The organism is Enterobacter sp. K16B (assembly GCF_020216105.1).
In the GTDB taxonomy this organism is placed as follows: Bacteria; Pseudomonadota; Gammaproteobacteria; order Enterobacterales; family Enterobacteriaceae; genus Enterobacter; species Enterobacter sichuanensis.
On the sequence record NZ_JAIWJZ010000089.1, the window covers coordinates 19,576 to 31,795 of the forward strand.

13 protein-coding genes are annotated in these 12,220 nt (G+C 57.8%); 4 read left to right on the plus strand and 9 right to left on the minus strand.

Going from position 1 to position 12,220, the window contains the following annotated elements; all coding sequences use genetic code 11:
- Window positions 1-52: 52 nt before the first annotated feature.
- Window positions 53-664: a 4'-phosphopantetheinyl transferase AcpT gene (gene acpT, locus LDK53_RS16320; protein ID WP_225287584.1), complete on the plus strand. Its 612-nt coding sequence runs from the start codon at window positions 53-55 to the stop codon at window positions 662-664.
- Here the strand turns inward: acpT and arnF are convergent.
- From arnF to LDK53_RS16360, 8 genes are all read right to left on the minus strand, one after another.
- On the minus strand, window positions 606-1,001 hold the full coding sequence (gene arnF / locus LDK53_RS16325) for a 4-amino-4-deoxy-L-arabinose-phosphoundecaprenol flippase subunit ArnF (RefSeq protein WP_225287585.1): 396 nt from the start codon (window positions 999-1,001) through the stop codon (window positions 606-608). The two genes, acpT and arnF, sit on opposite strands and share 59 nt — an antisense overlap.
- Window positions 998-1,336, minus strand: a complete 339-nt coding sequence (arnE, locus tag LDK53_RS16330) for a 4-amino-4-deoxy-L-arabinose-phosphoundecaprenol flippase subunit ArnE (RefSeq protein WP_025759637.1) — start codon at window positions 1,334-1,336, stop codon at window positions 998-1,000. The genes arnF and arnE overlap by 4 nt, the downstream gene beginning before the upstream one ends.
- Complete coding sequence (gene arnT / locus LDK53_RS16335; protein WP_225287586.1) at window positions 1,333-2,988, minus strand: lipid IV(A) 4-amino-4-deoxy-L-arabinosyltransferase; 1,656 nt, start codon at window positions 2,986-2,988, stop codon at window positions 1,333-1,335. Before arnT ends, arnE begins: the two co-directional genes overlap by 4 nt.
- Complete coding sequence (gene arnD, locus LDK53_RS16340) at window positions 2,985-3,887, minus strand: 4-deoxy-4-formamido-L-arabinose-phosphoundecaprenol deformylase (protein WP_225287587.1); 903 nt, start codon at window positions 3,885-3,887, stop codon at window positions 2,985-2,987. Before arnD ends, arnT begins: the two co-directional genes overlap by 4 nt.
- Complete coding sequence (arnA, locus tag LDK53_RS16345; RefSeq protein ID WP_225287588.1) at window positions 3,884-5,866, minus strand: bifunctional UDP-4-amino-4-deoxy-L-arabinose formyltransferase/UDP-glucuronic acid oxidase ArnA; 1,983 nt, start codon at window positions 5,864-5,866, stop codon at window positions 3,884-3,886. The genes arnD and arnA overlap by 4 nt, the downstream gene beginning before the upstream one ends.
- The gene (gene arnC, locus LDK53_RS16350; RefSeq protein WP_025759633.1) at window positions 5,863-6,846 is read right to left on the minus strand and encodes an undecaprenyl-phosphate 4-deoxy-4-formamido-L-arabinose transferase; all 984 of its coding nucleotides are present in this window, start codon (window positions 6,844-6,846) and stop codon (window positions 5,863-5,865) included. Before arnC ends, arnA begins: the two co-directional genes overlap by 4 nt.
- Window position 6,847: 1 nt before the next feature.
- Window positions 6,848-7,987 carry a UDP-4-amino-4-deoxy-L-arabinose aminotransferase gene (gene arnB / locus LDK53_RS16355; RefSeq protein ID WP_225287590.1) on the minus strand — a complete coding sequence of 380 codons (1,140 nt, stop codon included), beginning with the start codon at window positions 7,985-7,987 and terminating at the stop codon, window positions 6,848-6,850.
- A gap of 324 nt (window positions 7,988-8,311) precedes the next feature.
- Window positions 8,312-8,818, minus strand: a complete 507-nt coding sequence (locus LDK53_RS16360) for a phenolic acid decarboxylase (protein WP_047959649.1) — start codon at window positions 8,816-8,818, stop codon at window positions 8,312-8,314.
- Between the two features lie 99 nt (window positions 8,819-8,917).
- On the opposite strand from LDK53_RS16360, the gene LDK53_RS16365 reads away from it, so the two are divergent.
- Window positions 8,918-9,799: a LysR family transcriptional regulator gene (locus tag LDK53_RS16365; RefSeq protein WP_225287589.1), complete on the plus strand. Its 882-nt coding sequence runs from the start codon at window positions 8,918-8,920 to the stop codon at window positions 9,797-9,799.
- A 33-nt stretch (window positions 9,800-9,832) separates the two neighbouring features.
- Window positions 9,833-10,627, plus strand: a complete 795-nt coding sequence (locus LDK53_RS16370) for an SDR family NAD(P)-dependent oxidoreductase (RefSeq protein ID WP_025759627.1) — start codon at window positions 9,833-9,835, stop codon at window positions 10,625-10,627.
- A gap of 5 nt (window positions 10,628-10,632) precedes the next feature.
- Here the strand turns inward: LDK53_RS16370 and LDK53_RS16375 are convergent, their stop codons facing one another.
- Window positions 10,633-11,160 (minus strand): NlpC/P60 family protein, encoded by a 528-nt coding sequence (locus tag LDK53_RS16375; RefSeq protein WP_032672654.1) that lies wholly within the window; start codon window positions 11,158-11,160, stop codon window positions 10,633-10,635.
- 236 nt (window positions 11,161-11,396) lie between these two features.
- On the opposite strand from LDK53_RS16375, the gene LDK53_RS16380 reads away from it, so the two are divergent.
- Window positions 11,397-12,059 carry an HAD family hydrolase gene (locus tag LDK53_RS16380; protein WP_025759624.1) on the plus strand — a complete coding sequence of 221 codons (663 nt, stop codon included), beginning with the start codon at window positions 11,397-11,399 and terminating at the stop codon, window positions 12,057-12,059.
- The last annotated feature ends 161 nt before the right edge of the window (window positions 12,060-12,220 follow it).

A 12,220-nucleotide genomic window follows, 5' to 3' on the forward strand; every position in this document is an offset into this window, starting at 1 on the left:
TCGCCGCGCAACTTTGCGGCTCTCTCTGTTTTGACTGAAGGCCAGACGTTATATGTACCAGGTTTTTCTGGGAAAGATCTCTTCGCTGAGCACCGATCGCTGGGCTGAAGCACTCTGTGAACACGCGCCCGAAGGCGCCCGGCGCGCGCGCTGGCTGGCGGGTCGCGGGCTGCTTTCGCGTCTGCTGGCTCCGAAGCCGCTCCCGGAGATTATCCACAACGAACAGGGGAAGCCCCTTTTTGCGGACGACTACCCGCTGTGGTTCAGCTTTAGCCACTCTCAGGACGATATTGCGTTAATTATCAGCGATGAAGGCAGCGTGGGATGTTCGCTGGAACATATTCGCCCGCAGGACAACTGGCGCACGCTCGCCAATGCCCTCTTCAGTAACGCCGAGCACGATGAACTGGAAAAGGAGACGCCAGCGAGCCAGCTTACGGCATTCTGGCGCATCTGGACGCGAAAAGAAGCGATTGTTAAACAGCGCGGCGGTCACGCCTGGCAAATGGTCAGCATTGACAGTACCGCCAGCGCGTTCCACTCGGTGAGCCACTGCCGGGTGGACTCGCTCAGTCTCGCGGTCTGCACCGCAACGCCCTTTGAGCTCAGGGCCGGTTTGATCCACGACGCGCTGGCCGAAATATCACCAGCACGCCCAGTATAATCAACCCGACACCCGCCAGCCCACGCCAGGAAAAATGTTCGTCCCAGCCGGGCAACAGGATCGCCGCGCCCCACACCAGGATATAGCTGAGGCTCAGCAAGGCATACGCTTTGCTGAGCGCCATACGGTGCAGCGCCAGATACCAGCAGCCCATAGAGGCGACATACCCCGTTAACCCCAGCAGCAGCGCACCGGTACCGGACGAGAAATGCCAGAGGGCCTGGAGAAATGCGAACGCCTCGCCTACAGAGGGAAGCGCCTGCATGGCGCTTCGCAGCAGCAGCTGCGCGGCGCTGACTAACAGCACGCTGCATAACGCCCACAACGCCCCTTTCACAGGCTCCCTCCCAGGATAATAATCCCCATGATGATGAACCCCACCCCCAGCCAGTGGTGTGACGCGACGTGCTCACGCCAGACAACCTTCGCCGCCAGCGTCACCCAGACAAAATTGAGACTCAGCATCGGGTAGGCAATGCCGACGGGCAGGCGTTGCAGCACCACCAGCCAGACCAGCATCCCGCAGCCCAGCATCAGCATTGCCAGACCAAGCCACAGCGCGATATGCGCCCCACGCCGCCCGGCTTTCGCCGGACGGGTGGCTTGCTTCTGACACAACTGCCCCGCACAGCTGAGCACGCTTGCCAGTATCAGCCAGATCCAGATCATCATTTCGGCAGATACTGCAGGTAGGCCAGACGGCCCTGGATATAGAGGCTGTCAGGCTCGGGCAGATTCGCCCGGGCAAGGTCATCGCGTTTTGACAGCAGGATAACCAGCGATACGCGTCCCTGCTGACGATGCGCCGCCAGCCACTGCGCGAAGTCATCTTTGCCGACAAAACGATCGTTAACATCGGGATAATCCAGCCCGTAGCGCAGCTCGCCACTCTGACCAAACAGGGTGATGTCATTACGTTTCAGCTCCCACGCCAGGCCGGCGGCCACGCCAACATTGTTGGCCAGCACAAACCGGCTGTTCTGCAGCGGCTCGCGCACGGTATCGACCAGCGACTGCGGCTGTTTGGAATCCACCACCAGGTTAGGAATGGCAAAACCAATCAGCAACGCCAGTCCCGCAGGACACAAGGCAGCCAGCCACCAGCGCTGCGGGCTCTGCCGGAAGGTAAACCAGCCTACCGCGGCCCAGATGAGGAACGCCACCACCGCACAGAAGACTTTATACAGCTCAACGGATGTCCAGACAGGATGCTTAGCCAGCCCCCACGGCGAGACCACCAGCGCCGCCGCCACGCCGATGACGCCAAACGCCAGGTTAATCCCGCCGTTAATGCGCAGCGCTCTGGCACCTTTTTCCGCCGCGAGGCAGGCATAGCGCGCCATCAGGATCGCCAGCGGGGCAAAACAGGGCAGGATGTAGGTCGGCAGCTTGCCTTTGGCAATGCTGAAGAACAGCAGCGGCATCACCACCCAACCCAGCAGATAGAACCCGCCGCCCGCGTTTTGTCTGTCATGCCAGCCGAAACGAAACGCGCCGGGCAGTAGCGCCAGCCACGGCAGGCTGCCCGCAATCAGGAACGGCAGGTAATACCAGAACGGCGCTTTGTGCTGCGCGTCGCTCTGAGCAAAACGCTGAATATGCTCCACCCAGAAGAAGTAACGCCAGAAATCAGGCTCACGCTGCGCAATGGCCAGCGCCCAAGGCAGAACAATCAGCACGCAGCTCAGGATCGCGAGCCAGCCAAATATCAGCACCTCTTTCCAGCGCTTCTGCGCTATCATCCACGGCAGCACGCCAATCACCGGTACCGCCAGCGCCAGGAAGCCTTTGGTCATCACCCCCATCCCGCACGCCAGCCCAAGCAGCACATAGCCACCGGCTTTTCCGGCCACGGTTTGGGCCTGTGAGGCCAGCCAGAAGCTGCACATCGCCGCCACCAGCCACAGGGTGATAATGGGATCCAGCACCGCATACGTACCAATGCCATAGACAAGGAACAGGGTCAGGAAAATAAGGCCGGAGAAAAGAGCTGTTCGCTTATCCTGCCAGAGACGCCAGGCCATCCAGATAACCAGCAGCGCCGTCAGTCCGGTGGAGAAGATCGCCCCCGCGCGCACGGCAAGGTTCGAGTGCCCGAACAATACTTGCCCGAGACTGTTGATCCAGTAGCCAGCAATCGGTTTTTCAAAGTAACGCAGCCCCAGAAAATGGGGGACCACCCAGTCACCGGAGGCCAGCATTTCGCGGCTGATTTCCGCATAGCGCGTTTCATCAGGCTGCCACAGCAGGCGGATATCGACCGGGATGAGGTAGTAAACGATAAACAGTGCGAGAAGCGCTAAGCCATAACGGGCTGTTTTCATGGGACCGAACTCACGGTTTGTTGAAAGCCAAGCCAGCCTTCCCGGCCAGCCAGTTCATTACGGACAACTTTGCCCACGGGCAGGGTGCTGAGATCGTCAGGCAGCAACTCGCTTAACGGGCAGAAGGTGATCCCCTCCTGCGCGGCCAGGGTCAGCAGCGCATCGAAATCCTGCTGGAAGGCAATCCCTTCCACTTCGGCATGGATGGTATACACCGGCGTACCGGCGTCGCGATGGATGCAGTCCAGAATATAGCGGTTGAACCCGTCGGCGGTCACCTCGCGCCCCACCACTTCATCCCAGGTGGGAAGCGTGACGGGAATTTGCACCGTACCGTAGCGATTTTCGCCCAACAGTGGCAAAAAGGGTCCGGTTCCGCGGCAGTCGCTGTTGTAGCGAAACGCGAAGGGCTCTTTGGCTTTCACCACACGCTGATCCGCGCGCCAGCCTGCCACAGCGGAGCAGCGCACCGGCTGACCGGTAATCGCCTCCAGCTCCAGCATCCCGCGCTCGACTTCGCGGGTCAGGCGCGGGATGTCCCAGACGCCCGCCCAGGCTTGCCAGGCATGGTGATCCCAGGCGTGCAGGCCCACTTCATGGTGCTGCGCCGCCTCACGGATCACCGCTTCATTACCCGCGCCGATGCGCCTGCCGGGCCAGGCTGTGCCAGCCAGCAAAATATCCCAGCCGTAGAGGGATGCGGCGCGCGAGCGCACCATTTTGAACAGAAACGCCGGTTTAACCAGACGCCATAAATGGCGTCCCATGTTGTCAGGCCCCACGCTGAAGAAAATGCTGGAACGCACACCGTGCCTGCCCAGCAGTTCCAGCAGTTTGGGGACGCCGTCACGCGTCCCCCTGAAGGTGTCGACATCAATGCGTAAACCGACTTTTTTCATGAGGCCTGTTCCGAGAGCTCCACGGTGCGCAGGAAGAAATCGAGCGTTTCATCGATGGTCTGCTCCATCTTCACCGTCGGCGTCCAGTTCAGGCAGCGCTTCGCATTGCGAATGCTGGGCTTACGGTGCTCGACATCCTGGTAGCCTTTGCCATAGTAGCTGCTGCTTTCCACTTCGCGGAAACCGGCAAACGGCGGGAATTTATCGCGCAGTGGATGGCGCTCAAAGCTTGCCAGCAGCATTTCGGCCAGCTCGCGAATGCTCGCTTCGTTATCCGGGTTGCCGATGTTGATGATTTCACCATTGCAGCGGTTATCTTTGTTTTCGATGATGCGGAACAGGGCTTCGATCCCGTCGCTGATATCCGTAAAGCAGCGTTTCTGTTTACCGCCTTCGATAAGCTTAATAGGTGAGCCTTCCACCAGGTTCAGGATCAGCTGGGTGATCGCGCGGGAGCTACCGATACGCGCCGCGTTCAGGTTATCCAGACGGGGGCCCATCCAGTTAAACGGACGGAACAGGGTAAAGCGCAGCCCCTCTTTCTCGCCGTAGGCCCAAATCACGCGGTCCAGCAGCTGTTTAGAGACAGAGTAAATCCAGCGCTGTTTGTTGATCGGCCCGACCACCAGGTTAGAGGTGTCTTCATCGAAGTTCTTATCGGTGCACATGCCGTACACTTCAGAGGTGGACGGGAAGATGATGCGCTTGTCGTATTTCACGCAGTCGCGGATGATCTTCAGGTTCTCTTCGAAATCCAGCTCGAACACGCGCAGCGGGTTACGGGTGTACTCGATTGGCGTGGCAATGGCGACCAGCGGCAGCACCACGTCACATTTTTTAATGTGGTACTCGATCCACTCAGAGTGGATGCTGATGTCCCCTTCCACAAAGTGGAAACGCGGGTTATTGAGGAACCGGCTGATGGCATCCGCGCCAATATCCAGGCCATAAATTTCATAGTTATCATCTTTGAGCAGGCGTTCGGTCAGGTGGTTACCGATAAAGCCGTTCACGCCGAGGATCAGCACGCGGGTGCGGCGTTTGAGAGCCACCACCGGTGCGCTGGTGATCAGTGCCCCGGCCACCAGCCCCAGAGACTGCGCCAGCTGGGTGCCCTGCACGTACAGGCCGTTGTCGGTTTGCCCGGTGACGATCTCCAGCGCCTGCTCACCACAGCTCACAATCAGCGGGGAGACGGAGACAACGGTGCCCGGTCTGGCGGCCGGAATGTCGTCACGCACGCGAGATTTCCAGACGATAAACTTGCTGACGCCCGCAAAGCTGTATGCGCCCGGCCACGGGTCGGTCACGGCGCGCACCAGGTTGTGCAGCTGGCGGGCAGGCTTGCTCCAGTCCAGACGGCCATCTTCCGGCGTACGGCGGCCAAAGCAGCTTGCCTTGCTCTCATCCTGCGCGGTCTCGCTGAAGGTGCCGTTCAGGATGGTCGGCAGCACATCACGCAGCAGCGTCTGCGCCGTCGCATTCAGCTTGTGATGCAGCTGCAGCGCGGTGTCGTCAGCGTCGATAGCGACTTTCTGCTGAGCCACGATGGCGCCCGCATCCGCACGGCGCACCATGCGGTGCAGCGTCACGCCGGTTTCCGTCTCACCGTTCACCAGCACCCAGTTCAGTGGGGCGCGGCCACGGTAGGCAGGCAGCAGAGAGCCGTGAAGATTAAAGGCCCCTTTTGCGGCCAGGCCTAAGATCTCATCGCAGAGCAGATTGCGGTAGTAGAACGAGAAGATCATATCCGGGGCGAGCGCGCGGATGCGCTCCACCCACAGCGGGTGGTTAACGTCGTCCGGCGCATAAACCGGGATCCCATGCTCGGCGGCGATACGCGCCACAGAGCCGAAAAAGGTATTCTCTCCGGCATTGTCCGGATGGGTAAAAATTGCAGCAATATCATAGCCCGCGTCCAGCAGGGCCTGCGTGCCCGTGCACCCCATATCGTGATAGGCAAAGACAACAGCTTTCATGGGTGGTTTTCCTCTTGAGATGCTTTGTGTTCCTGACGGACAACACGTTGGATAAAGTAGCGCGGACGCGCGCGAACATCGTTATAGATACGGCCAATGTACTCACCGAGCAGCCCCATCCCGACAAACTGGGCGCCGATGAACATAAACAGCACGGCAAAGAGCATGAAGACCCCTTCCGCCGCCCACTGCGGACCAAAGACCAGGCGCAGGACAACCAGCAGAACGGACAGCGCAAATCCGGCGACGGCGATAATGCTGCCGAAAACGCTCAGCAGGCGCAGCGGCGTGGTGGTCAGGCAGGTGATGAGGTCGTACATCAGGTTGATGAGACGCATAAAGCTGTACTTCGACTCCCCGTGCTCGCGCTCGGCGTGCAGAACCGGGATCTCCGTCGCCTTACGGGCAAAGGTGTTGGCGAGGATCGGAATAAAGGTGCTGCGTTCATGGCAGTGCAGCATGGCGTCGACGATATGGCGGCGGTAAGCGCGCAGCATACAGCCGTAATCGCCCATCGCTTTACCGGTGGTGCGCTGGATAAGACGGTTAATGGTGCGTGAGGCCAGCTTGCGGAACAGGCTGTCCTGACGGTTTTGCCGTACCGTGCCGACCACATCAAAGCCTTCATCGGCTTTGGCCACCAGACGCGGGATCTCTTCCGGCGGATTTTGCAGGTCCGCATCCAGGGTGATGACCAGATCGCCCGTAACGTGGCTAAACCCCGCCATAATCGCCGAGTGCTGGCCGTAGTTACGGTTGAGCAGCACCGCAACGATATGGCTGCCTTCAGCCTGCGCGGCTTCGGTCATCATCAGCGCGGAATTGTCGCTACTGCCGTCATCCACCAGCAGAATTTCGTAGGCTTTGCCCATCGTGTCGCAGGCAGCCGTGGTGCGGCGAATCAGTTCAGGCAGGCTCTCCTGCTCGTTATAAACCGGGATAACCACGGAAACTTTTTGTACGGGCGGTGCACTGAACATATCAATGTCCTGCAAGCTGATGGAGCGCGGTAATGACGCGGGTTGTGTCGTCATGAGTCATGTCCGGGAAAAGTGGGAGAGAACAAATACGCGCGCTATTCCATTCAGAATTCGGGAGCGATACATCAGGAAAACGCTCGCGGTAGTATTTTTGCGTGTGTGCCGCGCGGAAATGGAGGCCGGTGCCGATGCCCTTCTCTTTCAGCGCGGTCATCAGGCTGTCGCGGGAGATCCCGCAGCGCGCTTCATCCACGCGAATAATAAACAGATGCCAGGCGTGAACGTGCGGCCATGACGGGATAGTCAACGGCTGGAACGGCGTATCGGCGAGCTCGCGCAGGTAGCGTTCAGCGATCGCCTGGCGGCGTTGGTTGGCCTCTTTCAGCTTGCCCAGCTGCACCAGGGCCAGCGCGGCATTGATATCCGCGAGGTTGTATTTGTAGCCCGGCGCGATCACCTCCGCCTGCGGCGCACGGCCGTGCGTCTGGCGGTCATAGGCATCCACCCCCAGGCCATGGAATTTCAGGCTGCGGATCCGCGCCGCAAGCCCGGCATTATCCGTAACGACTAAGCCGCCTTCTGCACAGGTCATATTTTTAATGGCGTGGAAGGAGAAAATCGCCGTTCCTTTCCAGCCGACATGACGGTTTTTGTAGTACGTTCCGGCGGCATGGGCCGCGTCTTCAATCACCGGAATACCGTGACGTTCACCGATGGCGTGAATAGCGTCGATATCACAGGGCGCGCCGGCATAATGCACGGGAATAATGGCTTTAGTACGCGGGGTAATAGCCGCTTCAACGGCGTCGGGCGTCACCATCAACGTCTCTTTATCCACGTCAATCATCACCGGCGTGGCGCCCAGCAAAACGATCATATTCAGCGTGGAGACCCAGGTCTGGGAGGGGGTAATGACTTCATCGCCCGGGCCAATATTCAGCGCCATCAGCGTGACGTGCATTCCTGCAGTGGCTGAACAGACCGCAATCGCGTGCTGATTGCCGGTAAGCTGGCAAAATGCCTCTTCCAGCGCCTGATTTTTCGGCCCGGTCGTGATCCAGCCGGAGGCTAATACCTCCTGCAATGCCGCTAATTCCTCATTGCCCATAGACGGGCGGGAAAAAGGCAAAAAATCACTCATCATTAAATTCCTTGCAATAAGAATGGCATGCTTTTGATATTAACCATTTGCCAGTTCGTTTATTTCAACGAACCATAAACTCATATCAAGGTAGCGCTCATTTCTTAGGGAAAAATTAAGACGAGTATTTAAACCGAAATAAACAACATGAAAATCAGTTTATAATCAACAGATTGCACTTTTATGAATTATTTATTTTGTGATCGTATTCAACCTTTTCAAAATGTAACGTTTAAACCAAACCTCAACAAACAAAAAAATTCCCGGTTTTTCCAAAATAATAGGGAATAGCCGGGAACTTTTCTTTTTAGTTAATTGTCGCGCTTATTTTAAGTTATCTGGAAAGTTTTCTGGTAACTCGCTGGCCGCACACGCAATAACGCTGTCATCGTTAGCACCGCAGTCGCGCACAAAGGTAATAGTGGCAAATTCATCAATCACTTCCGTTGGATACGCAGGGCCAGCATCGCGATAGCTGTTCATCAGCGGAATATGATCGTTCTGGAAGCAGACGGTTTTTTCCGGGTTGTTCATGACCCAGCGCGGGAAGAAGATGGTGCCATGGAACAGTTTATCGCCCAGGTTCACGATCAGGCTGACGTCGGTGCCGGTTGGCTCGGTCCATGAGATTTTGCAGATGCTCTCACCCACGCGAGCGATATACACCCGCTGATCTTTTACCCAACGATTCCCTACCAGACCGCTGTGAATACGGTAGTCGATGGTCGTGTCATTTTTGATATAAATCTCGTAGTTCCAGCCATTATCGTAGGTATAAACCAGATGTTTGCCGACGAAGCCGCTTAAATCATGTTTGTCGAAGGTGTTCATAAGATGTCTCCTTTGTTTTGATGAGACGATCGTACCCCTTCAAAAAATGAATAAATAACGCTATGTTTGAATCAAATTCATCCAAATTTTAGATTGATTATGCACAAGACGACCCTTGAGCAATGGTCTTTACTGGCGAAAGTGGTTGAAGCGGGCAGCTTTGCCAGAGCCGCAGAAGAGACTCACCGCAGCCAGTCTTCCGTCAGCTATAACCTGTCGCTTTTGCAGGAACGGCTGGGAGTGGCGCTTCTGGTTCAGGAGGGCCGCCGGGCGGTGTTGACTCCCGCCGGGGAACTGCTTCTCAACCAGGTCAAACCGCTATTAAAAGCCTTCGCGTATGTTGAAACCCGCGCGGCGACCCTGCGCAACGGCATGCGCACGCGGCTGGATCTGGTGGTGGATAATATCTTCCCCCGCCGTCGTCTGTTCGCCATCCTGCGTCAGTTCCAGCAACAGTACCCGCAAACGCAGGTGCGCCTCACCGAAGTGCTGGAAAACACCCGCGCCGAGGCCATTAACGATGAAGCCGATGTGATGGTGCTCACCCGCCGCCAGGATATTACCGGGCTGGGCGAATGGCTGATGAACATCGACTTTGTTGCCGTGGCGCATCACCAGCATCCCCTCTTTACGCTCGACGCACCGCTTAGCGATGAGATGCTCCGCCCGTGGCCGCTCATCCAGATTGCGGATAACCAGTCTTCGGCACGCACGGCCGGAGGCTCCTGGACCTTCTCCACCATTGACGCCGCCATTGAGGCGGTGATGTCGCAGGTGGGTTACGGCTGGCTGCCGGAGGAGCGCATACAGGCTCAACTCGAGCAAGGGGTGCTGAAGCTGCTACCGCTCAGTCACGGCGTGCGCCGGGCCACGCCGCTGCACCTGATCGTTAAGCGCTCCCTCGCCCCGCTTGATGAGCAGGTCGAGACGCTGTTGCGCCTTTTTAGCCAGGAGCCGTCATTATCACCTGCTACGCTTTAAGGTCCGAACGTTAAAACGATAAGGAGCCTGATGATGAAGATCGACCTGACGGGAAAAGTGGCGCTGGTGACCGCCTCAACGGGCGGAATTGGTTTCGCCATTGCCAGAGGGCTGGCTGAAAGCGGCGCGGAAGTGATCGTCAATGGGCGCAGCACCGACTCGGTGAACAAGGGTATTCAACAGCTACAGCAGGTGGTGCCTGGCGTGCAGGTGCGTGCCGCGATCGCCGATCTCGGTTCACATGAAGGGGTGGAGTCGCTGCTGAAGGTGGCGAGCAATGTCGACATTCTGGTCAATAACGCCGGGATTTACGGCCCGCAGGATTTCTATGCCACCGACGATGACACCTGGGAGCGTTACTGGCAGACCAACGTGATGTCCGGCGTGCGCCTCTCCCGCGCTCTGCTTCCCGGTATGGTGCAGAAAGGCTGGGGACGGGTGGTGTTTATCTCCTCCGAGTCGGCCTGCAATATTCCGGCGGACATGATCCACTACGGTGTGACCAAAACGGCGCAACTCTCGCTGGCGCGCGGACTGGCGAAGTTCGTGGCGGGCAGCGGTGTGACGGTCAACAGCGTCTTGCCGGGCCCGACGATGTCGGACGGTTTCGCGGAGATGATGAAAGACGAGATCGAGAAAACCGGAAAATCGCTGGAGCAGTTGGCAAAAGAGTTTGTGATGGCCAACCGCCCCAGCTCGGTGATCCAGCGCGCAGCCACGGTTGAAGAGGTCGCCAACATGGTGATTTATGTCTGTTCGCCTCAGGCCTCCGCCACCTCGGGCGCGGCGTTGCGCGTCGACGGTGGCGTCGTGGATGACATTATCTGAGCCGGTCAGGCCGCACTGCCTGCAACCCGGCGGGCAGTAATATAGTGCGCTTGCCAGTAGCTGTCGTTCAGGGTGGATACCGTCACGCCCTGGCTGCTTGAGGCATGAATAAACTGGCTGTCGCCAATGTATACGCCGACGTGCTTACGGTTCGGGCCGGTCTGGAAGAACACCAGATCCCCGACCTGAAGGCGGTATTGCGCCACCTGCACGCCGCGATGGATCTGCTCACCTGTGGTGCGCGGCAGGTCGAGATGTACGGCATCGCTGAACAGATGCTGCATCAGCGCGGAGCAATCCACCCCGCGATGCGTGGTGCCGCCCCACTGATACTGCGTGCCTTTCCACTTCTGGTATTGATCGAGAATACGTGAGCGCAGCGGACCCGTTTCCGGGTGAAGCAGCGCCGATTTCGCAGGCGCTGCCGCAAGCTCGTTGTTCATCGATAGCATTGATGCCGGCAGTTGAAAACTGAAGGCGGAAAACGAGGCAAAACTTAACGAGAGTATTGAAATAAGCGATCTTAAGGTCATATCAGAGAGCGTATGTGAGTGAATTTTTCCTTACCTGCGGAGGCCAAGGGTCCCCCTAAAAATCGTGATGTGGCGATAATATAGGCAGCTCACTTTTTCACCAACGCTTATCGAGACCAAAATTGGACTCACTTTCAGTTCGCAAGATCGAGAAAAAAATGGTGGTGATCTAAGGACTCCCAGGGTAAAGCAGGTAAACTGATCCGAAGAATGTGTATTTCAGCTAAGACGTATTTATGACCAATATGATTGCCGACGAGACGGTGGCGAAATCCAGCGTGCTCTCTGTCTTTGACTTTGACGGGACATTAACGCACCACGACAGCTTTATCCCTTTCCTGCGGTTTGCCTTCGGGAAACGTTACTTCGCAGGCCGCCTGGTGCGTATGGCGCTGCCTACGCTCCACTGCGTGCGCCGTAAGCTGACGCGCGATGAGCTAAAAGAAGTGCTGATTAAAACGTTCCTGACGGGCGTGGATGAACACTGGTTACGCCAGCAGGCGGAAGCGTTTTGCGAAAAATACTGGGACAAGCTGATGCGCCCCGAAGGGGTTCTGGCGGTTGCGGCTGAGGTGAATTCCGGTGCGGAGGTGACCATCTGTTCCGCGTCGCCGGCGCTGGTGCTCCAGCCCTGGGCCGACAAACTGGGCATTAAGCTGATTGGTACCCAGTTGGAAGTGAAAGACGGTAAGCTGACGGGGCGCATTACCGGCCATAACTGCCGCTGCGCTCAGAAAGTGGCCAGGCTGGAAAAAGTGTACGGCGATTTGAACGCCTATCACCTGCGCGCCTGGGGAGACACCCGCGGCGACCACGAACTGCTGGCAGCCGCGCAGGATCCACACTGGCGGCATTTCCATCCCCCGCGCAAGCGCCGGAATTCACCGATCAAGGGTTAGGTGCGCTCTGGTGCCCTCACCCGGCCCTCTCACACAGGGCTGGGGAATCCCCAGTAATTTTTTATCTGAAGCGATGGACGTTGCTTCAGTAAAATTAATGAGTTACAGCGATACCCTGGTCCGGCTGTAAATCGCCGAAGCGTTTCCGTAAGGCCGGGGCG